Below are 24488 nucleotides of genomic sequence, written 5' to 3'. Positions count from 1 at the left end.
AAAACATGGCATTAAAGAAGACTTTAACAATTGCAGGAACGGACTGTTCAGGTGGCGCAGGCTACGCTGCAGATTTAAAAGCATTTGAACAACACGGAACGTATGGATATTGCGCATTAACTTCTATCGTTTCTATGGATCCAGAAACATGGTCACACCGCGTTTCACAAGTTCCACTTGAAGTCGTAAAACAACAAATTGAAACTGCACTATCTTTAAACCCAGATGCAATCAAGACAGGAATGCTTCCAAGTGAAGAAATTATTTCTGTTGCGAAAGATGCATTCTTAAATAGCAGCGCTAAATTCTTTGTCGTTGACCCAGTTATGGTATGTAAAGGTGACGATGAGGTGTTAAACCCAGGTTTAGTTGTAGCGATGCAGAAACATTTAATTCCGAATGCAACGATTGTAACGCCAAATTTATTTGAAGCAGGTCAACTTGCGGAGGTTAAAACACCAGCCACACTCGATGAAATCAAGGAAACTGCTAAGATTATCCACAATAAAGGCGCTAAATACGTCGTAGTTAAAGGTGGTACTGGTATTGTTGGAGATAAAGCCATCGATGTGTTCTATGATGGTGAAACATTCACGTTACTATCTGCAGACAAGATTGATGCATCATATAACCACGGTGCTGGGTGTACATTTGCAGCAAGTGTAACTGCAGACTTAGCAAACGGTAAGACACCACTTGAAGCAGTGCGTGACGCGAAAGCATTTGTCACTAGCGCAATCAAGCATGGTTGGAAAATGAATGAGCATGTCGGAGTTGTGACTCACGGTGCTTACAATACAGTTGAAGAAATCAAAGTAGAGACTGAAACTTTATAAATGTTTAATGAAAGAGATAGAGTCTTCTATCTCTTTTTAAATATAGATTGGAGATTATCATGGAACTAAAACCACTAGATGAAGAAAAAGTTCAAGCGCTCTTGGACGAATATAAAAATGAACCCGTATACATTCACGTCGAAATCACAAATGGTGTATATGCGAGCCACAATAACGATGACGTATTTAATACAGGAACATTCTTAAGAAATATTCCCGTGACGTACACTGAAGGTAAACTAAAAGGTGGCAACAACTTCGAGCATCGTGTTGGTTTAAAACTCGATAACGGCGGCTGGGTCTACGTGACTGGACTATCTCACTACACTGTTAATAAGAACGATGAGTTTATCTTACATGGTATCGATCACTCAGGTAAACTTGCAGCAGCCTTAGAGATTTCAAGGAAAGAATTTAAAAAATAGGAGTTTTATGATGACTTTAAAAGAAGAATCACATGTACTTGTTGTATTCCCACACCCAGACGATGAAGCGTTTGGTGTGTCAGCAACAATTATGAAATATAGAGATATGGGTGTGCCTGTGACCTACGCATGCTTGACGTATGGCGATATGGGACGTAACGTTGGTAACCCACCGACGACTAGAGAAGATTTATGGAAGATTCGCAAGGCTGAACAAGAAGAAGCCGCACGCTTAATGGATCTCTCTGAACTTAAGTTTTATGGTTATAGAGATAAAACGCTTGAGTTCGAAGAAAAAGGTAAGGTTAAAAACGATGTTCTTGAATTACTGCACGAGTTAAAACCTACAAGATTAATTTCTTTTTATCCTGGATATTGTGTGCACCCAGACCACGAAGCTACAGCAGCTGCGGTCTTAGATGCAGTAGCTGAATTGGATAAGAAAGACCGTCCAACACTTACTCTCGTTGCGTTTGATAAACGTACGTTCGAAGATTTAGGAGAACCAGACATTCAAACAGAAGTTAAAGATTATACAGATCGTAAATTGAAAGTGCTATCCGCACACGTGTCACAAACAGCTAAATTATTAATTGATTTGAGCAAAGATACACAAGTCAGTGAGATGGCACGAGAACGTTGGTTTGAAAAAGAGAACTTTTACCTTTATGATATAGAAGATTGGATTAATAATAAGGGGAACAATTAATATGGTTGGAATAGATTTTTCTAATCGCGAAGCGCGATATAGACACTTTGGTTCAGTCGAACCAATTAAAGGTACGAAACCTAAAAATAAAGAAGACATGGTAGATCTTCAAAACACAAAAAAGGACTTTCTATTTAGTGTAGATTCAGTTGGTATTAACAACTTAAAATATCCTGTAGTGATTGGCGATTACCAATCTGTTGGTACATTTGAACTTGCGACGAGTTTAGAACGCGACGAAAAAGGGATTAACATGAGCCGTATTTTAGAATCACTAGAAACTGAAAACAACAAAGGGGTTTCACTAGACTTTGAAACAATTGAAAAAGTATTAAGCGTACTTCAAAAAAATATGAAGCAGAAGTCAGCTGAACTTACAGCAACAGGTACTTGGTTCTTCAGTAAATATTCACCCGGCACGAACCTACATGCTGTGGCGAACGCTGATGTTAAATACCATGCTGAATATGATGGTGAGACGCTCACTAAAAAGCAGTTTGGTATGACTGGTATGATTACGACACTATGCCCTTGCTCTAAAGAAATCAGTGAGTATAGCGCACATAACCAGCGCGGTTACATCAAAGTTCTTCTCGATATTGACAATACGAAAGAACTTCCTGAAGACTACAAGGAAATCGTCTATAACGCGTTAGAAATTAACGCATCGAGTCAGCTCTATCCGATTTTAAAACGCACAGATGAAAAAATGGTAACAGAGCGCGCGTATGAGAATCCACGCTTTGTAGAAGACTTGATTCGTTTAGTCGCATATGACCTTGCAGATCTAGACTGGGTAAAAGGATTCGAAGTAGAATGCCGTAATGAAGAAAGTATTCATCAGCACGATGCTTTTAGTAGACTTAAATATACAAAATAAATAAAACACGCAACCCTTTGAGAGATTGACTCCCATAGGATCGCGTGTTTTTTGTGAGAATTTAGAAGCTGAATGTTGTGCCTTTCAAAATATGCACCACCTCATTCGGTAGTGCGCTCTTTTTTCTCTCGCTTTTTCCGGTTTCTTAATTCTCTAAAGAAGACTTTCAACATCTGTCTGGATTCTTCTTCCAAAACGCCTGATATCACCTCTGCACGGTGATTGAATTCTGTCGTGTCTAAAAGATTCATGAGACTGTCGACCGTGCCGCCTTTTGGGTCGCGTGCTCCGTACACCACTAGTGGCACACGACTCATCACAATTGCCCCACTACACATGACGCACGGCTCTAGCGTGACATAGAGCGTACTGTCTTCTAAACGAAAACTGCCCACCTCTTTACACGCCGCTTCAATCGCTAAAAGTTCCGCATGCGCCGTCGGCTGCTGCGTCGTCTCTCTCAGATTATGCGCACGCCCAATTATCTCTCCGTCTTTCACAACCACTGCGCCAATCGGGACCTCATCTTTTAAACGCGCGAGCTCTGCTTCTTTCAGCGCCTCTCTCATGTAGAATTCATGATTCATCTAAGATAAACTTCCCGTCTTTAAATAGATCTTTCACGCTGTCCACGATGTGGTCGGCACCTTCAAGGTGGACACTCTCACACGTGCCCGACAATACTCCGATTGTCGTTACGCCTTCGTCTTTTCCTAGAAGTGTGTCCGCACTGTTGTCTCCAACCATCACGACTTCTTTAAGATTAAGCCCCGCTTCAATTTGATCTTGCAGCACCCTAATATCCGGTTTGCTGTACGGTGTGTCGTCCCCACACACAATCTCTGATATATATTCCTCAAGCTCAAATTTTTTAATGAAATTAAGTGTGCTCTGTCTGGAATCTGAAGTAAGTATCATATTGGTGTAGCCGAGTTTTTGTCCAGTTTTGAGCGCTTCTACAGCACCATCGATGAGTACCATATTATCATGCAACTCGTCCAAACTGTTCTCATAGTATGCTTTTGCCCACTTGCCTCCACCTTCATGAATACCTTCAAATGCATGGTGAATATCTTTACCCGTGCCAGATGCGATCACTGAGTTCGGCATTATTTCTCCGTCTCGTATACCGAATGTTTCTGCTAGCTCTTTTGGATCATCATTTATTTCAAATTCATCAATAAAGTCGCTGATGCACCTGTGCGCATACGGTATCCAAATTTTATGATAGTCAAGGAGCGTACCATCTTTGTCATATATGATCACTTTCTTCATTTTCTATCCCTACTTTATTTTGCTGTATTCATCTGTTCACGAATACCAGAAAGCATCTTTTCAGTCATCTTGTCTAAGTCGTACGCGCATTTAAAGTTCCATTGTTTCTTCGCTTCATCACAGTTTAAACTATTTGGCCATGACTCAGCAATTGCTTGACGCATTGGATCTACGTCATATCCAAGTTCAAATTCAGGTATATGTTTTCTAATTGAAGCTGCAACCATCTCTGGATCTACACTCATCGCGCTTACGTTGAACGCGTTGCGTACAGTTAATTTCTCTGGATCGGCTTCAAGTAAATCGATAATACAGTTGATTGCATCGTCGATATACATCATATCCATGAATGTACCTTTATCTATAAAGCTCTTGTAAGAACCGTTTTTCAGCGCTTCAAAATAAATTTCACACGCGTAATCTGTCGTGCCGCCACCTGGTTCTTGTTCGTAAGAGATTAAGCCAGGGAATCTAACTGAGCGAGTATCCACGCCGAATCGCTCATGATAATAATCAAGAAGGAGTTCACCAGCTACCTTATTCACACCATACATAGTCGATGGACGTTGAACAGTCTCCTGTGGTGTATTGTCTTTTGGTGTAGATGGACCAAACGACCCTATTGAACTTGGTGTAAAGTATAGTGCACCAACCTCACGTGCTGCTTCAAGCGTGTTCATTAAACCACCCATGTTAATTTCCCATGCGCGTTTAGGCTCTCTTTCAGCCACAGCACTTAAGAGTGCTGCTAAGTGAATAATCGTGTCTGGTTTGAATTTTTTAGTCATTTCCATAACCGCATCACTGTCAGTAACGTCAAGAATTTCGAATGGCGTGTCTTTCATCTTTCCCCGCTCTGGAATTCTTAAGTCTGTAGGTAATACGTTTTCTTCTCCATACAATTCACGTAGTTTAACGGTTAATTCTGTACCAATTTGACCAAGGGCACCGGTAATTAAAATTCTTTTCATTGTGCTTAAATCCTCCTAGATAATGCCGAGCTCTTTTCCAACTTTTTCATAAATTTTTAATGCGTCATCGAGCATTTCTTTTGTGTGTGCTGCAGTTGGCATGTTACGTACACGTCCCGTACCTCTTGGTACTGTTGGGAATACGATTGATTTCGCGTATACACCCTCTTCTTTAAGTCTCTTAGAAAATTCCTGAGTTAATTTTTCTTCACCAATGATTACAGGTGTGATAGGCGTTTCTGAATGCCCGATGTCGAATCCTAAATCTTTAAGACCAGCCTTCAGGTAGTCCCCATTTTCCCATAATTTGTCGTGAAGTTCAGTAGATGCCATTAGCTTTCTCACCGCTTCAGTGATTGCTTTCGTGTCTGCAGGTGTTAGTGCTGTTGAGAATAAGAATGGACGTCCGGCTACTTTTAAGTAGTCGATTAATTCTTGCGAACCTGCAACGTATCCTCCTACAACACCGATAGCTTTAGATAAAGTACCCATTTGCATATCGACTTCTTTTTCTAAACCGAAGTGCTTAACAGTTCCAGCACCTTTACCCATAACACCCGAACCATGCGCGTCATCAACATAAGTGATTAGGTCATACTCTTTAGCGATTTCCATGATCTCAGGAAGTAATGCAACATCTCCGTCCATTGAGAATACACCATCAGTAATAAACATTACTTTGTTGTACTCGCCAGATTCAGTTGCTTCTTTCGCTTTTTGTCTTAAGTCTTCCATGTCTGAGTGGTTTACGCGTATAATTTTTGCACCAGATAAGCGACATCCATCAATGATTGATGCATGATTTAACGCGTCAGAAAGAATTGCATCACCTTTTTTCATGATTGCTGGAATTGCACCTTGGTTTGCATTGAAACCAGAAGTAAACGCGATTACAGCTTCTGTACCTTTGAATTCAGCTAAAACGTCTTCTAACTCTTTGTGTAAATCTAACGTACCGTTGATTGTACGTACGGCGCCTGCACCTACTCCGTGACTATCTACTGCATCTTTAGCGGCTTGCTTCAGGTCTTCATCAGTAGCAAGACCTAAATAGTTGTTTGACGATAGGTTAATAAGCTTTTGGCCATCAATTGTGATGACAGGTCCGTTTGCACCGTCAACAACATCGATTTCATTGTATAACCCATTATCTTTTAACTCAGTGAGTTGTGTGTTTAAATATTCTTTTAAAATTTGAGACATAAAAAATGCCCTCCTTATAATGTTAATTCTATTTTAACAAAAGTAAGCGATACCCTTAACTAAAAACATTTATTTGTATAAAGTTTCAATATTCTTTCAATTTATAATCGTTCATCTTTAGAATAGTCTGATTTTTTGCTAAAATTAAACAAACGCGACTTATGGAGGAATAGAGATGTCAATTAAAGAAATTGCAACAAGTCTAGAAGACAAGATGGTAGAAACGAGACGTTACATGCACATGCATCCTGAAGTTTCGTTTAAAGAAGAAAAAACATATGAATTTATTTTAGATAAACTTAAGCAATATGATGGGTTAAAGATTCGCGAAAATGTGGGTAAGAACAATGAAACAACAGGGAAAGGACTGTTCGCTACATTTGGTGAAGGTCATCCGCACATCGCATTCCGTGCTGATTTTGATGCACTTCCTATTGTCGATCAGAAGGATGTACCATATAAATCACAAAACGAGGGCGTAATGCATGCGTGTGGTCATGACGGACACACGTCTACCCTAATCGCTCTTGTCGATGCTGTAAGTCATAATAAGGATAAACTTAAAGGATCCGTGTCATTTATCTTCCAATTCGGTGAAGAAACAGCCCCTGGTGGTGCGAAGTTCATGATAGAAGACGGCATTTTAGAAGATGTCGATAAGGTTTATGGTCAACATTACTGGAGCCAATTTCCAACTCATGAAATTCGCACGCGTAAAGGTGAGCTGATTTCATCCCCAGATACATTTAAAGTAAAAATTAAAGGTCGTGGTGGACATGCTGCTCACCCTGGAAATAATATCGACGCAATCTTAATTGCAGCTGAAATGATCACGAGTCTGCAAACTGCGGTCGCACGTCAAATTGCGCCATTAGAAAATGCTGTTGTGACGATTGGTAAGATATCTGCTGGTAATTCATTTAACGTCATGCCAGACGTTGTAGAGTTCGAGGGTACAGTGCGTACGTTCAAGCCAGAAATAAAACAAAAGATTAAAGAAATTTTCGAATTAGAAGTCGAATATACAGCGAAAAAGCGTGGCGCTATTGGAATGCTAAACTACATAGAAGGATATCCCGCGGTTGTAAACCTTGACCGTGAAGCTGAAGTGGTTGAAGAAGCAGCTAAAGCGCTCGGACTCGAATTCGTTGAAGCAAAACCATCGATGATCGGTGAAGACTTCTCGATGTATATTCAAGACAAGCCTGGTGCGTTCTTCTATACAGGATCAGGTAGTGAAGGTAAGAACTCAACATTTGCGCACCATCACGAAAAATTCGATTTAGATGAAGATGCAATGAAGACTGCACTACAGATGTTTATGAAAATTCTAGAAATTGAGGAAGTGGTGACATGGGGATAGACCTCGTAGAGGAAGCGCGCGAACACTTCGCTGAAACCGTACGACTGCGACGTCACTTTCACATGCACCCAGAACTTTCCTTCAAAGAAGTTGAAACACCGAAATTCATAGCCGAGTACCTAAAGGATATTGGAATTGAAGTGGAAACAGGTGTTGGTGGCAACGGCGTTGTTGGTAGACTTAATATAGATAGAAATAAGCCAACCGTCGCACTCCGTGCTGATTTTGACGCACTTCCGATTCAAGACGAAAAGAAAGTTCCATATAAGTCGCAAGTAGACGGAGTTATGCATGCGTGTGGACATGATGCTCATACTGCTGTACTACTTACTGTAGCGAAGATTCTTACTAAACATAAAGATGAATTGAAGGGTAACGTTGTTTTTATATTCCAACATGCGGAAGAAGTGGACCCTGGTGGTGCCATTCAGATGATCAACGACGGTTGTCTCGAAAATGTCGATGCAATTTTTGGTATGCATGTTTCGAGCCATATGGAAGTCGGTGAAATGGGGTACAAATATGGTGTCGCAACTGGGATGCCAGATGATTTCACGATTACTTTAATTGGTGAAGGTGGCCACGCGGCGAAACCACATAAGACGATTGACCCGGTGGCTGCTGGAATTGTGCTCTGTCACGACTTGCAATACAACATTACGCGTAAGATTTCACCTATGGATAACGCTGTATTATCTATCACCATTTTTAATGCGGGAACTCAGCATAATGTTATTCCGGATCGTGTGATGATTGGAGGCACTCTGCGCACGTTTAGCTATGAGACACAGAAGAGACTGATAAAAGAACTGAATCGCTCTCTGCGAGGCGTACAGACCTCTCATGGAGTCCGTTTCGAGCTTGACTATATGAAAGGCTATCCTCCTGTTATAAATGATGACGAGATGGTTGATTTAGTTCGTGGCGTGATGGATAACGTATCCACAGTGACTAGAACGAATAAATTAGAGAAAGATCTTGGTGGAGAAGATTTTGCGTACTACTTAGAAAAAGTGCCTGGCGCATTTTTCTATACTGGGACTAAGAATACTGCACTAAATACTGATTATGCACACCACACATCTCACTTTGATATTGATGAGCATGGGATGAAAAACGGCGTTGCCGTGATGCTTGGTGCTGCACTTGATTACTTAAATAAGGAGCATGAATAATATGGATATAAAAAAAGTTATAGAGGATCATTTTGAAGACACACTTAGGATGCGTCGCCATATGCACATGTATCCAGAGCTTTCTTTCCAAGAAGAAAACACGAAGCAATACATTTATGATGAACTAAAAAATCTAGGCATTGAGGTTAGAAGAGACGTTGGTGGAAATGGTCTCGTTACAAGACTTCACGTAGATGATGAATACCCTACAATCGCATTCCGTGCAGACTTCGACGCATTACCTATCGATGAAGAGGCGGATGTTGAGTTTAAATCTAAGAACCCTGGCGTCATGCACGCCTGCGGACATGATGCACACACAGCAACTCTCATGACGCTTCAAAAAATATTAGTTAAACATAAAGATAAACTCCCGGTTAACGTTGTGGCGATTCACCAACATGCGGAAGAACTTCCACCAGGTGGCGCGATTTCTATGATCGAAGATGGTGCATTAGACGGAGTCGATTATTTCTTTGGCACTCACGTGTCGTCATTATTTCCGGTGAACCACATCGGTTGGAACTACGACACGATGTACGCAAATGCTGATTCATTTACGATTACTGTAAATGGACACGGCGGACATGGAGCAGAGCCAGAAAATGCAATTGACCCGATTGTTGCATCAGCATCTTTAATCTCGCAACTACAAACGATTGTGTCGCGTTCGGTGAGTCCACTCGACTCTGCAGTTGTATCAGTAACAGCATTTAACTCAGGAGTTGCGTTTAACGTTATTCCAAATAAAGCAGAAATTAAAGGTACGATTAGAACATACGAGCAAGATGTGAGAGAACTCATAGCAAAACGTATCAAGGAGCTCTGTACTGGAATTGAAGTAGGTTTCGGTGTTAAGATTGATGTGGATATAACATACGGATATCCTTCTCTTAAAAACGATGTGGATATGACAGACTATGTTGTAGATGTCGCATCGAATGACAAGATATTCATAAGAGACGTTGTTGAAATCCCATCATCCATGGGTGCAGAAGACGCTGCGTATTACTTACAAAAAGTACCTGGATGTTACTTCTCCACAGGAGTTGGAAATGTGGAAAAAGGAATAGATGTGCCACACCATAACCCACTGTTCAACATTGACGAAGAAGGGATGAAAGCAGCCCTCGAAGTATTCTTAAAAATTATAATTAACTTTGATCAGGTGAAGAAATAATGAGAAATCTTTCTCTAAACGAAAAGATATATGTTGAATCATATGTCGAAAACAATAAGAAAAGTATGCTACTTGCATACCTATTGTGGTTCTTCCTAGGAATGCTAGGAATCCATAGATTCTATTTAGGGCGCTGGATTAGCGGACTCATACTTCTATTACTCACGGCACTCACATCATGGTGGACAGCTGGAATACCAACAATTATCTGGTTATTCATAGACATGTTCTTAATCATACCAATGGTAAATAGCACAAAGCGTAAAGCATATCGCGAAGCGATAAGAGAAATTAATAGAAGTAAAAGATAGGATATGAAGAGACCCCTTAGGGTCTCTTTTTTAATAATTGGTTTAATTTTGACAGGTATAGGATAATATTGGCAATTGCTTATAATCAATTAGAAGATGAAGAACACATCTCCCTGTTCCGACATCTCATTTCTAATCTTTCTTTCATCCTTAATAGTCTAATCTTTCTAAAACAAAAAAACACTTCTAGACATTGTCTAGAAGTGTTATAAATCATAAGATTTAATTTTTATTAAGCGTCGATTCCAGTTACAACACCAGAACCTACAGTACGTCCACCTTCACGGATTGAGAAACGTGTACCGTCTTCAATCGCGATTGGAGAAATTAATTCAACATCCATTTCGATGTTGTCTCCAGGCATTACCATTTCAGTACCTTCTGGTAAGTTCACTACGCCAGTTACGTCAGTTGTACGGAAGTAGAACTGAGGACGGTAGTTAGTGAAGAATGGAGTATGACGTCCACCTTCTTCTTTAGATAAAACGTAAACTTCAGCTTTGAATTTGCTGTGTGGAGTGATTGATCCTGGAGCAGCTAATACTTGACCACGTTGGATGTCTTCACGTGATACACCACGTAATAACGCACCAATGTTGTCTCCTGCTTCAGCGTAATCTAATAATTTACGGAACATTTCTACTCCAGTTACAGTTGTCTTAGAAGGAGCTTCAGTTAAACCAATAATTTCAACTTCTTCTCCAACTTTAACTTGTCCACGCTCAACGCGTCCTGTAGCTACAGTACCACGACCAGTGATTGAGAATACGTCCTCAACTGGCATCATGAATGGCTTGTCAGAGTCACGCTCTGGAGTTGGGATGTACTCATCCACAGCTTCCATAAGTTCTAAGATTTTCTTCTCATACTCTTCGTCACCTTCAAGTGCTTTAAGAGCTGATCCAGCGATTACAGGAATGTCATCGCCAGGGAAGTCATATTCAGAAAGAAGTTCACGAACTTCCATTTCTACTAATTCAAGTAATTCTTCGTCGTCTACCATGTCAACTTTGTTTAAGAATACAACAAGTGCTGGTACACCTACGTTACGTGAAAGTAGGATGTGCTCACGAGTTTGTGGCATTGGGCCATCTGCAGCAGATACTACTAAGATTCCGCCGTCCATTTGAGCAGCACCAGTGATCATGTTTTTAACGTAGTCTGCGTGTCCTGGGCAGTCAACGTGAGCATAGTGACGTGATGGTGTTTCATACTCAATGTGTGAAGTATTGATTGTGATTCCACGCTCTTTTTCTTCAGGTGCGTTGTCTACTTGGTCATAAGACTGAGCAGCTCCACCATAGTGTTTAGCTAATACAGTTGCGATTGCAGCTGTTAATGTTGTTTTACCGTGGTCTACGTGACCAATTGTACCAATATTGGCATGCGTTTTCGAACGGTCAAATTTTTCTTTTGCCATTTTGAAATACCTCTCCTTATTATAAGAAAATTATTATTATTCTGCCCAAGTAAATTGGGCAGAAGTGTATCTATACAATTTATACATGTTTACCAATGAAAAATCAAGTATATTGATTATTCACCCGTGTTTTTCTTGATGATTTCCTCAGAGATCGATTTAGGAACTTCCTCATAATGGTCAAATACCATTGAGTAAACTCCGCGACCTTGAGTATTTGAACGCAAGCTAGTTGCGTAACCAAACATCTCTGAAAGTGGAACGAATGCATTAACTACTTGTGCGTTACCACGAGCGTTCATACCTTCTACACGTCCACGACGTGAAGTTACGTCACCCATGATATCTCCAAGATATTCTTCAGGCATAACGATTTCAACTTTCATAACAGGTTCTAAGATTACTGGTTTACATTTCTTAGCCGCTTCTTTTAGAGCAAGTGATGCTGCGATCTTGAACGCCATCTCAGATGAGTCAACGTCGTGGTAAGATCCATCAAATAATCTTGCTTTAACGTCTACTAATGGATATCCAGCAAGAACACCGTTTTCAAGTGCATTTCTAAGTCCATCTTCTACAGCTGGGATGTATTCACGTGGAACTACACCACCAACAACGTTGTCGATGAATTCAAATCCTGCACCTTGTTCATTAGGGATAAATTCAATGTGTACGTCACCGTACTGACCGCGTCCACCAGACTGACGGCTGAATTTACCTTGTACTTCTGCTGATTGTGTGAATGTTTCACGGTAAGAAACCATTGGCGCACCAACGTTACATTCTACCTTGAATTCACGTTTCATACGGTCAACAAGTACGTCTAAATGTAATTCACCCATACCACCGATGATTACCTGACCAGTTTCTTGGTCAGTATAAGCAGTGAAAGTTGGGTCTTCTTCTTGTAATTTAACAAGGGCAGTAGTCATTTTATCTTGGTCAGCTTTTGATTTAGGCTCAACAGATAAGTGGATTACTGGCTCAGGGAATTCCATTGACTCTAAGATAACGCCAAGTTTTTCTTGAGTTAATGTGTCACCTGTACCTGTATCTTTAAGTCCAACTGCAGCAGCGATATCACCAGAGTAAACTGTTGAAAGTTCCTCACGTGAGTTCGCGTGCATTTGAAGAATACGTCCTACACGTTCACGTTTACCTTTTGTTGTATTTGAAACGTAAGAACCAGACTCTAGTTTACCTGAGTAAACACGGAAGAATGTCAACTTACCAACGAATGGATCCGTCATAACTTTAAATGCTAAAGCCGTGAATGGCTCGTCATCGCCTGGTTTTGCTACGTATTCTTCTTCTGGGTTGTCAACCATGTGACCAACGATAGGTCTTACGTCAAGTGGTGATGGTAAGTAAGAAATAATACCATCTAGGAGTAATTGAACCCCTTTGTTTTTGAATGCTGTACCACAGAATACTGGATAGAATTCAACAGCACAAGTCGCATCACGAATAGCTTTCTTAAGCACGTCTTCTGGAATGTCTTCTCCACCGAGGTATAATTCCATGATTTCTTCGTTAACGTCAGCTAAGCCTTCGATTAACGCTTCGCGCATTTCAGTTGCTTTTTCTAGGAATTCTTCCGGAATGTCTACTTCTTCAACGTCTTGACCTAAGTCATCATTGTAAAGGTAAGTTTTCCAGTGAACTAAGTCGATGATTCCTCTGAAATCATCTTCTGCACCAATTGGGAATTGAACTGCATGAGCGTTTGCTTGTAAACGATCTCTTACAGTACCAATTGCGTATTCAAAATCAGCACCAATTTTGTCCATTTTGTTTACGAATACAATACGAGGTACCCCGTAAGTAGTCGCTTGTCTCCATACTGTTTCAGTTTGTGGCTCAACACCTGATTGAGCGTCTAATACTGTTACAGCTGAGTCAAGTACACGTAAAGAACGTTCAACTTCAACCGTGAAGTCTACGTGTCCAGGAGTATCAATGATATTAACACGGTGACCATCCCACTCAGCAGTTGTTGCAGCTGAAGTGATTGTGATTCCACGTTCTTGTTCTTGCTCCATCCAGTCCATCTGTGATGCACCTTCGTGAGTTTCTCCAAGTTTGTGGATACGGCCAGTGTAATAAAGGATACGTTCTGTAGTAGTCGTTTTACCAGCATCGATGTGAGCCATGATACCGATATTACGAGTATTTTCTAATGAAAATTGTCTTGTCATAGAACTTGTTTCTCCTTCCAAGAGTTAATCTATTTTAACTAACAGACTACTAGCCGAAAATTACCAGCGGTAGTGAGCAAATGCTCTGTTAGCTTCTGCCATTTTATGCATTTCTTCACGACGCTTAACTGAAGCGCCTGTGTTGTTTGCTGCATCAAGAATTTCGTTTGCAAGTCTTTCAACCATAGTTTTCTCTCCACGAAGACGTGAATAGTTAACTAACCAACGAAGTCCTAAAGTTGTACGTCTTTCTGGACGTACCTCAACTGGTACTTGATAGTTAGATCCACCAACACGGCGTGCTTTAACTTCAAGTAATGGCATAATGTTATCAAGTGCTTCTTCGAAGACTTCCATCGGATTTCTACCTGAACGTTCTTCTACTAAATCAAACGCACTATAAAGAATTTTTTGAGATGTACCACGTTTACCATCAACCATTAACTTGTTGATTAATTTAGTGATTAATTTAGAGTTATGAATTGGATCCGGTAATACGTCTCTTTTAGCTACTGGGCCCTTACGTGGCATAGCAAGTTCCTCCTTCCATAAAATGATTGCTTTTTCGAGTTTATTTTTAATTTATTTAGGTTTCTTAGCACCGTATTTAGAACGTCCTTGCATACGTCCATCAACACCTGAAGTATCAAGCGCTCCACGAACTACTGTGTAACGTACCCCTGATAAGTCTTTTACGCGTCCACCACGAACAAGTACAACTGAGTGCTCTTGTAGGTTGTGTCCAATCCCTGGGATATATGCGTTAACTTCCATGTTGTTTGAAAGTCTAACACGTGCATATTTACGTAAAGCTGAGTTCGGTTTACGTGGAGTCATCGTACCAACACGTGTACATACACCACGTTTTTGTGGAGCATTGTTACGAGTAACTTCTTTCTTCAAGCTGTTGAATCCTCTGTTTAATGCAGGCGCTTCAGATTTAGTCGTTTTAGATTTACGAGGTTTTCTGATTAACTGATTAATTGTAGGCATTCTTCATTTCCTCCTCTCTTGATTCAAATAGTCCACACATCCAGGTGGTTCATTTTTAAACAATAAAAAATTTGTAAGAATTTTAAGCTCTTACAACACATTTTTATCCGTGCGTTACCCCAATATGAGTAACCTTAAATATTGTAACACCCAACCAAAGGTGCTGTCAATTATTTCTAGGACATTTTTTAAGTTAAAATTAATAAAATAAACACTTCCGACCAAACAAATTTTTGACCGGAAGTATTCAGTTTTAAATATTATTTTTCACTTGTGGCTTCTTCAGCTGCTTCTTTCTCCGCTTGAATTCTTTCTTCTTCAGCGTCGATTCTAGTTTGTTGACCTTCTACTTCAACTTCAACGTCACGGTATTTAGGCATACCTGTACCAGCAGGAATCAACTTACCGATAATAACGTTCTCCTTGAGTCCAAGTAAGTCATCGCGTTTACCTTTGATTGCTGCATCTGTAAGAACACGAGTTGTTTCTTGGAATGATGCTGCAGAAAGGAAGCTTTCTGTTTCAAGTGATGCTTTTGTAATCCCAAGTAACACAGGCTTAGCTGTAGCTGGACGCTTTCTTCCTTGGAATACAACTTTGTTTGCTTCTTGGAACGTGTGAATATCTACTAATGCACCTGGGATAAGTGTCGTTTCACCCGCATCGATGATGCGAACTTTACGTAACATTTGTCTGACCATTACCTCAACGTGCTTGTCGTCGATTTCTACCCCTTGCATGCGGTATACTTTTTGAACTTCTTTCAATAGATATTCTTGCGTTCTATTTAAACCAGCAACTTTCAGGAGCTCTTTAGGTTCAATAGATCCGTCTGTTAGCGTTTCACCTGGTATGACTGTTTGTCCTTCTTCAACAATCACGCGTGCTGCTCCAGGAGCTACGTAAGTTCTTGTCTCTTCATGGCCCTTAACCTTAATTTCTTGCTGGCGATCTTTGATGAGTTCGATTGATTGGATTGTACCTTCAATCTCAGTAATTACAGCTTGACCTTTAGGGTTACGCGCTTCGAAAAGCTCTTGGATACGCGGTAAACCTTGAGTGATGTCTGACCCTGCTACTCCACCTGTGTGGAATGTACGCATCGTAAGCTGAGTTCCTGGTTCACCAATAGATTGCGCTGCAATCGTACCAACCGCTTCCCCAACTTCAACTTTTTCACCCGTCGCAAGGTTTTTACCGTAACATTTTTCACATACACCATAGCGCGTGTTACATGTAAATGCTGAACGGATGTAAACTTCTTCAATTCCTGCATTGACAATTTCTTTCGCGATATCAGATGTAATTAATTCATTTGCACCAATGATAACTTCATCCGTATTTGGATGTCTCACTGTTTCTTTCACATAACGACCTTCGAGACGATCAAATAGTGGTTCGATAATTTCTGAACCTTCTTTGATCTCACTGACTTTAAGCCCTTTATCAGTACCACAGTCAGCTTCTCTAACGATTACGTCTTGCGCAACGTCTACGAGACGTCTTGTCAAGTAACCTGAGTCTGCTGTCTTAAGTGCTGTATCCGCAAGACCTTTACGCGCACCGTGTGTAGAGATAAAGTACTCGAGTACTGTTAAACCTTCACGGAATGAAGATTTAATTGGTAATTCGATAATCTGACCAGACGGGTTTGCCATGAGTCCACGCATACCTGCAAGCTGAGTGAAGTTTGACGCGTTACCACGTGCTCCTGAGTCTGCCATCATGTAGATTGGGTTGAACTTATCAAGGGACTCCATCAGCTGATCTTGAATGTCGTCTTTAACTCTAGTCCACATTTCAATTACAGTGTTGTAACGTTCTTCTTCAGTGATTAAACCTCGATCGTATTGTTTTTGAACAACTTCAACTTTTTCTTCTGTTTTAGCAATGAGTTCTTGCTTGTTCGGAAGAACGATAATGTCTGATACCCCAACTGTGATACCTGCACGCGTTGAATATTTGAATCCTAAGTCTTTCATTAAGTCTAGCATTACAGATGTTTCTGTGATGTGGAACTTGTTGAAGACTTCGGCAATAATTTGTCCTAAGAATCCTTTGTCAAAAGGCTTTACAACCGCGGTATCTCTAAACTTGCCTACAAGCCCTTCTTCACCTAGATCTTCTGCTTTGATGAAGTAACGATCTGGAGTTTTACGTTCCAAGTTTTCGCGCGTCGGCTCGTTGATGTACGGGAAGCTTGGTGGCATAATTTCGTTGAAAATCACTTTACCAACGGTAGTCATAAGGATTTTATCCGTATGCTCTTCGCCGATTTTCTCAACAGGCATATTACCTGTGTGAACACCGATTCTTGTGTGAAGTGATGCATAGCCCGAACGGTATGCCATGATAACCTCTTCATAGTCTTTAAAGATGTGTCCTTCACGTTTTGTGTTTTCTTTTTCAAGTGTTAAGTAGTAGTTACCAAGTACCATGTCCTGAGATGGTGTAACAACTGGTTTACCATCTTTTGGGTTAAGGATGTTAGAGGCCGCAAGCATGAGCATGCGTGCTTCTGCTTGTGCTTCCTTAGATAAAGGTACGTGAACCGCCATCTGGTCACCATCGAAGTCTGCGTTATATGCAGTAGTTACGAGTGGGTGAAGACGAATTGCGCGACCTTCTACTAATACTGGTTCGAATGCTTGGATACCAAGTCTGTGTAAGGTAGGTGCACGGTTTAACAGAACTGGATGCTCTTTTATTACGTCTTCTAATACGTCCCAAACTGATTCGTCTAAACGCTCAATTTTGTTTTTCGCATTTTTAATGTTTGTAGCAAGATCTCTTGCAACAAGCTCTCTCATTACGAAAGGTTTGAATAACTCTAATGCCATTTCCCTTGGTAAACCACATTGGTACATTTTAAGACTCGGACCTACAACGATAACCGAACGTCCTGAATAGTCTACACGTTTACCAAGTAAGTTCTGTCTGAAACGACCTTGTTTACCTTTAAGCATATGAGAAAGTGATTTAAGTGGTCTGTTGCCAGGTCCTGTTACAGGACGGCCACGACGACCGTTATCGATTAAAGCATCTACTGCTTCTTGTAACATACGTTTTTCGTTTTGAACGATGATGCCAGGAGCACCAAGGTCAAGAAGACGTTTTAAACGGTTGTTACGGTTGATAACACGGCGGTATAAGTCGTTTAAATCGCTTGTCGCGAAACGTCCACCATCTAATTGAACCATAGGTCTGATATCTGGTGGAATAACTGGAAGTGCATCGAGAACCATCCACTCAGGTTTGTTTCCAGAGTGACGGAATGCTTCTACAACTTCTAAACGACGAATTGCACGAGTTAAACGTTGACCTGTCGCAGTTTCAAGTTCAGTTTTTAACTCTTCTAATTCTTTTTCTAAGTCTACTTTTTGAAGAAGTTCTTTGATTGCTTCCGCACCCATTTTTGCAGTAAACGTATTACCGTGCTTCATGTAATATTCACGGTATTCACGTTCCGATAATAGTGTCTTCGATTCAAGTCCAGTTGATCCTGGTTCAATGACTACATAAGATGCGAAATAGATAATTTCTTCTAAATTACGCGGAGACATATCAAGTAACAGTCCCATACGTGAAGGTATTCCTTTGAAATACCAAATGTGTGAAACAGGGGCAGCGAGTTCAATGTGCCCCATTCTTTCACGACGTACTTTCGCACGTGTAATTTCTACACCACAATTTTCACACACATGACCTTTGTATCGTACACGTTTATATTTACCACATGCACATTCCCAGTCCTTTGTTGGTCCAAAAATCTTCTCACAGAATAAACCGTCTTTTTCTGGCTTAAGTGTTCTGTAGTTAATTGTTTCTGGTTTTTTAACTTCTCCGCTAGTCCATGAGCGGATTTTCTCAGGTGATGCAAGCCCGATCTTCATATACTGAAATCTATTTACATCTATCAATGAGCTTTCCTCCCTAAAAGTTTCTTGTAAGTGGAGCTTACTCTGTAACAGTTTTCGCTGCTTCAGCTTTCTCATCTACTTCTTTTGGTTCACTCGGTGCAAAATCATCTTCTGATGCATGCATTTCTACTTCATTGTCGTCTTCGTCCATGATTGAAACATCAAGACCAAGTGATTGTAGTTCTTTTAAGAGTACACGGAACGATTCTGGAATGCTTGGCGCTGGTAAGTTTTCACCTTTAACAATCGCTTCATAAGTGTTCACACGACCGATTGTGTCGTCTGACTTAACCGTAAGAATCTCTTGTAATGTATACGCTGCACCATATGCTTCAAGCGCCCATACTTCCATCTCACCGAAACGCTGACCACCGAATTGCGCTTTACCTCCGAGTGGTTGTTGTGTAACAAGTGAGTATGGTCCTGTACTTCTTGCGTGTAGTTTATCGTCTACCATGTGTGAGAGTTTAAGCATGTACATGACGCCGACAGATACACGGTTTTCAAATGGTTCCCCTGTTCTTCCGTCATAAAGTACTGTTTTACCATCTCTAGCAAGTCCTGCTTCTTCCATAGTGTTCCAAACGTCATCTTCGTTGGCACCATCGAATACAGGTGTTGCCATCTTAAGTCCCATTTCACGAGCGGCCATACCCAGGTGTAATTCAAGCACCTGACCAATGTTCATACGTGATGGTACCCCGAGTGGATTTAACATGACATCGATTGGCGTACCGTCCGGTAAATAAGGCATGTCCTCTTCCGGTAAAATCTTAGAAATTACACCCTTGTTACCATGGCGTCCCGCCATTTTATCTCCGACTGAGATCTTTCTCTTCTGAACGATATACACGCGAACTAACTGGTTAACACCAGGTGATAGTTCGTGCCCGTCTGCTCTATTAAATACTTTAACATCTAAGACGATACCACCCGCACCGTGTGGCACACGTAATGAAGTATCACGTACTTCACGTGCTTTTTCACCAAAGATTGCGTGTAACAGACGATCTTCTGGCGTTTGCTCAGTAACACCTTTAGGCGTTACTTTTCCGACTAAGATATCGCCGTCTTTTACTTCCGCACCGATGTGAATAATTCCACGTTCATCAAGCTTCTTCATTGCACTTTCTGCAACGTTTGGAATATCTCTTGTGATTTCTTCTGGACCAAGTTTTGTATCTCTTGATTCCGATTCGTATTCTTCAATGTGAATAGAAGTATACACGTCGTCTTTAACAAGACGTTCTGACATGATTACAGCATCTTCATAGTTATAACCGTCCCACATCATAAATCCAACAACTAAGTTACGGCCTAATGCCATTTCTCCATTGTCCATGGATGGTCCATCTGCTAAGATTTCGCCTTTTTCTACTTCTTCTCCAACTTCAACAATTGGTTTTTGAGTGTAGCACGTTCCTGCGTTTGAACGCACGAATTTCACTAGATTGTATTTGTCGAGTTCAGTTTCAACAAATTTGCCGTCACCTTTTTTATCTTCTAAACGGCGTACATGAATCTCACGAGATTCTACGTGTTCAACGATACCTTTGTAGCGTGACACAATTGCTGCACCTGAGTCTTTTGCTGCTACGTGTTCCATGCCTGTACCAACATACGGTGATTCAGGAATTAATAGTGGCACAGCTTGACGTTGCATGTTCGCACCCATTAGTGCACGGTTCGCGTCGTCGTTCTCTAAGAATGGAATACATGCTGTCGCTGCAGATACAACCTGCTTAGGAGATACGTCCATGTAGTCCATACGTTCGCGTGGCATAACAGTGTTGTCACCGCGGAAACGACAAATGATGTCCTCATTTACGAATGAGCCATCTTCTGCAAGAACTGCATTCGCCTGAGCAACTACATAGTTGTCTTCTTCATCGGCTGTTAGATAGTCAATTTCTTCCGTGACTCTGTTCGTTTCTCTATCTACTCTTCTGTATGGTGTTTCAATGAAACCAAACTCATTCACGCGCGCATAGCTTGAAAGTGAGTTGATTAGACCAATGTTTGGGCCCTCTGGAGTTTCAATTGGACACATACGCCCGTAGTGAGAATAGTGAACGTCACGTACTTCCATTCCTGCACGTTCTCTAGTTAACCCACCAGGCCCCAGTGCTGATAAACGACGTTTATGTGTGAGCTCTGCAAGTGGGTTTGTTTGGTCCATGAACTGTGATAATTGCGAGCTACCAAAGAACTCTTTAATAGATGCAATTACAGGACGGATATTAATTAATTGTTGTGGTGTAACTGTGTCGATGTCTTGGATAGACATTCTTTCACGGATAACACGTTCCATACGTGCAACACCAATACGGAACTGGTTTTGCAGTAATTCACCTACAGAACGTAAACGTCTGTTACCAAGGTGGTCAATATCATCTGTGTCTCCAACACCATGTAATAGGTTGAAGAAGTAGCTGATTGACGCAATGATATCTGAAGGTGTAATAGATTTTACTTCGTTGTCAGGGAATGCGTTCCCGATAACGTTAGTAGTGCTATCTGGTAATTCTGAGTTATTTGAGTTAACTCTGATTGATTGAATCTCAACAGGTTCATCTAAAATACCTTGTTCAAAATCAAATGTTTTCATGTTTGCACTTGTTTCAAGTACTTCCATAATAGAGTCGAGCGTGCGTCTATCAACTGTAGTACCTGCTTCTACTACAATTTCACCTGTTTCAGAATCTACAATAGGCTCTGCTAAAACTTGGTTGAATAGACGGTTTTTAAGATGAAGCTTTTTGTTCATCTTATAGCGTCCTACTGCTGCTAAGTCATAACGTTTCGGATCGAAGAAACGTGTATATAGTAGGTTTCTCGCGTTTTCTACTGTTGGTGGTTCACCTGGACGTAGACGCTCGTAAATTTCTAAGAGTGCTTGATCGACAGTTTCAGTTGTATCTTTGTCTAAAGTATTACGTAGGTACTCGCTGTCCCCAAGAAGATTTACGATTTCTTGGTCAGTTGTAAATCCAAGTGCACGTAAGAGCACTGTAATTGGCATTTTACGAGTACGGTCAATTTTTACGTACACAGTGTCTCTAGCATCGACTTCATATTCGAGCCATGCTCCACGATTTGGTATAACCGTTGCTGTGTAACTCGTTCTTCCATTCTTATCTACCTTATCTGCATAATAAACAGATGGGCTTCTTACAAGCTGAGATACGATAACACGTTCAGCACCATTGATGATAAACGTACCAGTATCCGTCATGAGTGGGAAGTCACCCATGAATACTTCTTGCTCCTTAACTTCACCAGTTTCTTTAATAATGAGTCTTACTTTAACGCGAAGTGGCGCAGAGTACGTTGCATCGTGGTTTTTAGCCTCTTCAACGTTATACTTTGGCTCTCCAAGTTTATAGTCGACAAACTCAAGCGAAATGTTTCCTGTAAAATCTTCTACAGGAGAAATATCTTTGAACATTTCGATTAAGCCAGAATTTAGAAACCATTCGTATGAATTTGTTTGGATCTCTATTAAGTTTGGTAACTCCAACTTCTCTTCGATACGTGCATAGCTTCTACGTTTTGCATGTTTTCCATACTGAATCACTTGACTCATCGACAGATTCACCCCTAAAAAAATTTCCCACTATTATCAACAGATAGACCTCATAAGACAAAAAAGAAAACGGAATTACATAACCCCATTTCCTATTTAGCATTGACTTATTCGTACGGAACTATCAATATCATCGCAAAAATGTGCATACTTATTGATAATAATATTCATTTAATAACTATAACACAATGAATTTGTCAAGTCAAATTTATTTACTTTAACATTTGACAAATTAAACATTTATATTTTTGTTTCTTTAAATGCTTTTAAAATATAATATCCTTTGTCTTTTCTAACGATTTCTACATTCCCAAAAAGACGTTCTAATTCTTTCTTGTAGGATGGCATACCCTGCTTCTTCTGAACGACCATATAAAACAAACCACCACTATTTAATCTATTAAAACCATCTTGTAAAATTTCCATGACAACTTTTTTACCAACTCTAAACGGTGGGTTCGTAACATACAGATCAGTCCTAAAATCTGTTACGTCGTAGCTCTCGCGTTCCATAACCTGTCCCGTGACTTGATTCACTTCTAAGTTTTCGAGTGACACATCGATCGCATCTCTATTGACTTCAACCATCAGCGGCTTTGTCTTAAAGTGATCAGCGATAATCACTGATATTGCGCCGTAACCTGATCCCATATCGATAAAGTCAGAAGGACTCTCAACTGTGTCGATCACTGCTTCAATTAAAACATTCGAGCCATAGTCGACTGCGTCTTTTGAAAACACACCTCGGTCTGTTTTGAATATATATGTCTTTCCGCGAAACGTGTGCTTAATACGTTGATATACATGCGCTGTATCATCAGTTGTGTAGTAATGAGACAATTCGTACTCCTCCTTATCACTTACAAAGATAGCAGAAAAAAGACTCATAAACCAATGTTTATGAGTCTTTTTTATTTAGACACAAGATTATTTAATTTCTACGCCTGCGCCAACTTCTTCAAGTTTAGCTTTAAGCTCGTCTGCTTCTTCTTGTGAAACGCCTTCTTTGATAACTTTAGGAGCGTTGTCTACCATTTCTTTAGCTTCTTTAAGACCTAAACCAGTTACCTCACGTACTACTTTGATAACTTTGATCTTAGAAGCACCAGCGTCTGTAAGTTCAACGTCGAATTCAGTTTTCTCTTCAGCGCCAGCGTCTCCGCCTGCTGCTCCAGCTGCTGCTACAGGAGCTGCTGCAGTTACTCCAAATTCTTCTTCAATTGCTTCTACTAATTCGTTTAATTCTAAAACTGACATTTCTTTGATAGCTTCAATGATATCTTCTTTTTTAAGTGCCATTTTAATTTTCCTCCATTTTAATTTAATTAAATAACTTGATTAAGCTTCTTCTGTTGCTTCTTCTGTACCTTCTTCTTTTTGCTCGCTAACAGCTTTAACTGCATAAGCGAAGTTGCGCATTGGCGCTTGTAGAACAGAAAGGAACATAGAGATAAGTCCTTCTTTTGAAGGTAATGTTGCGATCTTTTTGATGTCTTCAGCAGAAGTTACTACACCCTCAACAACTGCACCTTTAATTTCTAAAGCTTCGTTGTCTTTACTAAATGTGTGAAGTACTTTTGCAGGCGCAATTACGTCTTCATTAGAAAATGCGATTGCGTTTGGCCCTGATAGAAGTTCATCTAATCCTTCGATTCCAGCTTCTGCTACAGCACGACGTACCATAGTGTTTTTATAAACGTGGAAGTCTACACCTGCTTCACGTAGTTGTTTACGTAATTCAGTTGCTTCCGCTACTGAAAGACCTTGATAGTCTACGATTACAGTTGAAACCGAGTTTTTGAATTGCTCTGCGATTTCTGAAACGAGTTGTTTCTTCATCTCGATAACATTTGACATTCAGTTACACCTCCATAATATTGTGTCTTGGTGCAATAAAAAAAGCACCTTTTACCTTCGGCAAAAAGTGCTTGAATATATATAGTATATACAAGTCATTTTTTCATTGCCTCGGCAGGATGGTCTTTTAAGTATTCAAATAATAAATACTCCTACTGTCTTAGGTAAGTTTATTAAAATTCACAA

At 40.4% G+C, this 24488-nt stretch carries 21 protein-coding genes and 1 other annotated feature; of the genes, 8 read left to right on the top strand and 13 right to left on the bottom strand.

What is annotated here, in order from left to right; all coding sequences use genetic code 11:
• The first annotated feature begins 5 nt into the window (after window positions 1-5).
• The 4 genes from thiD to folE2 are packed head-to-tail and all read left to right on the top strand — an operon-like array spanning window position 6 to window position 2850.
• The gene (gene thiD / locus H9D55_RS01060) at window positions 6-836 is read left to right on the top strand and encodes a bifunctional hydroxymethylpyrimidine kinase/phosphomethylpyrimidine kinase (protein ID WP_186076071.1); all 831 of its coding nucleotides are present in this window, start codon (window positions 6-8) and stop codon (window positions 834-836) included.
• A 59-nt stretch (window positions 837-895) separates the two neighbouring features.
• Window positions 896-1261, top strand: coding sequence for a DUF1806 family protein (locus tag H9D55_RS01055; protein ID WP_186076069.1), 366 nt, complete (start codon window positions 896-898; stop codon window positions 1259-1261).
• A gap of 10 nt (window positions 1262-1271) precedes the next feature.
• Window positions 1272-1970: a bacillithiol biosynthesis deacetylase BshB2 gene (gene bshB2, locus H9D55_RS01050; protein WP_186076306.1), complete on the top strand. Its 699-nt coding sequence runs from the start codon at window positions 1272-1274 to the stop codon at window positions 1968-1970.
• A gap of 1 nt (window position 1971) precedes the next feature.
• The gene (gene folE2 / locus H9D55_RS01045; protein ID WP_186076067.1) at window positions 1972-2850 is read left to right on the top strand and encodes a GTP cyclohydrolase FolE2; all 879 of its coding nucleotides are present in this window, start codon (window positions 1972-1974) and stop codon (window positions 2848-2850) included.
• Window positions 2851-2951: 101 nt separating this feature from the next.
• On the opposite strand, the gene tadA is transcribed toward folE2, so the two are convergent.
• Genes tadA through H9D55_RS01025 form a run of 4 tightly spaced genes read right to left on the bottom strand, consistent with a single transcriptional unit; the run spans window position 2952 to window position 6299 of the window.
• Window positions 2952-3437 (bottom strand): tRNA adenosine(34) deaminase TadA, encoded by a 486-nt coding sequence (tadA, locus tag H9D55_RS01040; protein ID WP_186076065.1) that lies wholly within the window; start codon window positions 3435-3437, stop codon window positions 2952-2954.
• Window positions 3427-4125 carry an HAD family hydrolase gene (locus H9D55_RS01035; RefSeq protein WP_186076063.1) on the bottom strand — a complete coding sequence of 233 codons (699 nt, stop codon included), beginning with the start codon at window positions 4123-4125 and terminating at the stop codon, window positions 3427-3429. Before H9D55_RS01035 ends, tadA begins: the two co-directional genes overlap by 11 nt.
• 14 nt (window positions 4126-4139) lie before the next feature.
• Window positions 4140-5096: an NAD-dependent epimerase/dehydratase family protein gene (locus H9D55_RS01030; protein ID WP_186076061.1), complete on the bottom strand. Its 957-nt coding sequence runs from the start codon at window positions 5094-5096 to the stop codon at window positions 4140-4142.
• Window positions 5097-5111: 15 nt separating this feature from the next.
• Entirely contained in the window at window positions 5112-6299 is a 1188-nt protein-coding gene (locus H9D55_RS01025) for a glycine C-acetyltransferase (RefSeq protein WP_186076059.1), read from the bottom strand.
• Window positions 6300-6474: 175 nt separating this feature from the next.
• Between H9D55_RS01025 and H9D55_RS01020 the strand changes: the two genes are divergently transcribed.
• Genes H9D55_RS01020 through H9D55_RS01005 form a run of 4 tightly spaced genes read left to right on the top strand, consistent with a single transcriptional unit; the run spans window position 6475 to window position 10328 of the window.
• Entirely contained in the window at window positions 6475-7662 is a 1188-nt protein-coding gene (locus H9D55_RS01020; protein ID WP_186076057.1) for a M20 metallopeptidase family protein, read from the top strand.
• Window positions 7653-8837: a M20 metallopeptidase family protein gene (locus tag H9D55_RS01015; protein WP_186076055.1), complete on the top strand. Its 1185-nt coding sequence runs from the start codon at window positions 7653-7655 to the stop codon at window positions 8835-8837. Before H9D55_RS01020 ends, H9D55_RS01015 begins: the two co-directional genes overlap by 10 nt.
• Before the next feature lies 1 nt (window position 8838).
• Window positions 8839-10017 carry a M20 metallopeptidase family protein gene (locus tag H9D55_RS01010; protein ID WP_186076053.1) on the top strand — a complete coding sequence of 393 codons (1179 nt, stop codon included), beginning with the start codon at window positions 8839-8841 and terminating at the stop codon, window positions 10015-10017.
• Window positions 10017-10328 carry a TM2 domain-containing protein gene (locus tag H9D55_RS01005; RefSeq protein WP_186076051.1) on the top strand — a complete coding sequence of 104 codons (312 nt, stop codon included), beginning with the start codon at window positions 10017-10019 and terminating at the stop codon, window positions 10326-10328. The genes H9D55_RS01010 and H9D55_RS01005 overlap by 1 nt, the downstream gene beginning before the upstream one ends.
• Window positions 10329-10560: 232 nt before the next feature.
• Here H9D55_RS01005 and tuf read toward each other — a convergent pair whose 3' ends face one another.
• The 9 genes from tuf to rplJ form a co-directional block, all read right to left on the bottom strand.
• Window positions 10561-11748 carry an elongation factor Tu gene (gene tuf, locus H9D55_RS01000; RefSeq protein ID WP_186076049.1) on the bottom strand — a complete coding sequence of 396 codons (1188 nt, stop codon included), beginning with the start codon at window positions 11746-11748 and terminating at the stop codon, window positions 10561-10563.
• A 116-nt stretch (window positions 11749-11864) separates the two neighbouring features.
• On the bottom strand, window positions 11865-13946 hold the full coding sequence (gene fusA, locus H9D55_RS00995; protein ID WP_186076047.1) for an elongation factor G: 2082 nt from the start codon (window positions 13944-13946) through the stop codon (window positions 11865-11867).
• Between the two features lie 60 nt (window positions 13947-14006).
• The gene (rpsG, locus tag H9D55_RS00990) at window positions 14007-14477 is read right to left on the bottom strand and encodes a 30S ribosomal protein S7 (protein ID WP_186076045.1); all 471 of its coding nucleotides are present in this window, start codon (window positions 14475-14477) and stop codon (window positions 14007-14009) included.
• Window positions 14478-14528: 51 nt separating this feature from the next.
• Window positions 14529-14939, bottom strand: coding sequence for a 30S ribosomal protein S12 (rpsL, locus tag H9D55_RS00985; RefSeq protein WP_186076043.1), 411 nt, complete (start codon window positions 14937-14939; stop codon window positions 14529-14531).
• 260 nt (window positions 14940-15199) lie between these two features.
• Entirely contained in the window at window positions 15200-18859 is a 3660-nt protein-coding gene (rpoC, locus tag H9D55_RS00980; RefSeq protein WP_186076041.1) for a DNA-directed RNA polymerase subunit beta', read from the bottom strand.
• Between the two features lie 37 nt (window positions 18860-18896).
• On the bottom strand, window positions 18897-22445 hold the full coding sequence (gene rpoB / locus H9D55_RS00975) for a DNA-directed RNA polymerase subunit beta (protein ID WP_186076039.1): 3549 nt from the start codon (window positions 22443-22445) through the stop codon (window positions 18897-18899).
• Between the two features lie 240 nt (window positions 22446-22685).
• Entirely contained in the window at window positions 22686-23285 is a 600-nt protein-coding gene (locus H9D55_RS00970; protein WP_186076037.1) for a class I SAM-dependent methyltransferase, read from the bottom strand.
• A gap of 87 nt (window positions 23286-23372) precedes the next feature.
• On the bottom strand, window positions 23373-23744 hold the full coding sequence (gene rplL, locus H9D55_RS00965; protein ID WP_186076035.1) for a 50S ribosomal protein L7/L12: 372 nt from the start codon (window positions 23742-23744) through the stop codon (window positions 23373-23375).
• Window positions 23745-23783: 39 nt separating this feature from the next.
• A complete protein-coding gene (gene rplJ, locus H9D55_RS00960) occupies window positions 23784-24302 on the bottom strand; it encodes a 50S ribosomal protein L10 (RefSeq protein ID WP_186076033.1) in 519 nt (172 codons plus the stop codon).
• A gap of 29 nt (window positions 24303-24331) precedes the next feature.
• Window positions 24332-24485 (bottom strand) — a sequence feature (ribosomal protein L10 leader region).
• Window positions 24486-24488 lie beyond the last annotated feature (3 nt).

Source organism: Phocicoccus pinnipedialis, assembly GCF_903994035.1.
Taxonomy (GTDB): Bacteria; Bacillota; Bacilli; order Staphylococcales; family Salinicoccaceae; genus Phocicoccus; species Phocicoccus pinnipedialis.
Note: the sequence above shows the minus strand (reverse complement) of the source record. Positions and strands in the feature narration are given on the sequence as shown.

Coding starts and splice junctions, on each gene's coding strand:
- tuf (WP_186076049.1), bottom strand. CDS start 11,748: ATGGCAAAAGAAAAATTTGACCGTTCGAAAACGCATGCCAATATTGGT.
- fusA (WP_186076047.1), bottom strand. CDS start 13,946: ATGACAAGACAATTTTCATTAGAAAATACTCGTAATATCGGTATCATG.
- folE2 (WP_186076067.1), top strand. CDS start 1,972: ATGGTTGGAATAGATTTTTCTAATCGCGAAGCGCGATATAGACACTTT.
- rpsG (WP_186076045.1), bottom strand. CDS start 14,477: ATGCCACGTAAGGGCCCAGTAGCTAAAAGAGACGTATTACCGGATCCA.
- H9D55_RS01055 (WP_186076069.1), top strand. CDS start 896: ATGGAACTAAAACCACTAGATGAAGAAAAAGTTCAAGCGCTCTTGGAC.
- rplL (WP_186076035.1), bottom strand. CDS start 23,744: ATGGCACTTAAAAAAGAAGATATCATTGAAGCTATCAAAGAAATGTCA.
- H9D55_RS01020 (WP_186076057.1), top strand. CDS start 6,475: ATGTCAATTAAAGAAATTGCAACAAGTCTAGAAGACAAGATGGTAGAA.
- rplJ (WP_186076033.1), bottom strand. CDS start 24,302: ATGTCAAATGTTATCGAGATGAAGAAACAACTCGTTTCAGAAATCGCA.
- bshB2 (WP_186076306.1), top strand. CDS start 1,272: ATGACTTTAAAAGAAGAATCACATGTACTTGTTGTATTCCCACACCCA.
- H9D55_RS01010 (WP_186076053.1), top strand. CDS start 8,839: ATGGATATAAAAAAAGTTATAGAGGATCATTTTGAAGACACACTTAGG.
- H9D55_RS01015 (WP_186076055.1), top strand. CDS start 7,653: ATGGGGATAGACCTCGTAGAGGAAGCGCGCGAACACTTCGCTGAAACC.
- tadA (WP_186076065.1), bottom strand. CDS start 3,437: ATGAATCATGAATTCTACATGAGAGAGGCGCTGAAAGAAGCAGAGCTC.
- thiD (WP_186076071.1), top strand. CDS start 6: ATGGCATTAAAGAAGACTTTAACAATTGCAGGAACGGACTGTTCAGGT.
- H9D55_RS01025 (WP_186076059.1), bottom strand. CDS start 6,299: ATGTCTCAAATTTTAAAAGAATATTTAAACACACAACTCACTGAGTTA.
- rpoB (WP_186076039.1), bottom strand. CDS start 22,445: ATGAGTCAAGTGATTCAGTATGGAAAACATGCAAAACGTAGAAGCTAT.
- H9D55_RS01005 (WP_186076051.1), top strand. CDS start 10,017: ATGAGAAATCTTTCTCTAAACGAAAAGATATATGTTGAATCATATGTC.
- H9D55_RS01035 (WP_186076063.1), bottom strand. CDS start 4,125: ATGAAGAAAGTGATCATATATGACAAAGATGGTACGCTCCTTGACTAT.
- rpsL (WP_186076043.1), bottom strand. CDS start 14,939: ATGCCTACAATTAATCAGTTAATCAGAAAACCTCGTAAATCTAAAACG.
- H9D55_RS01030 (WP_186076061.1), bottom strand. CDS start 5,096: ATGAAAAGAATTTTAATTACCGGTGCCCTTGGTCAAATTGGTACAGAA.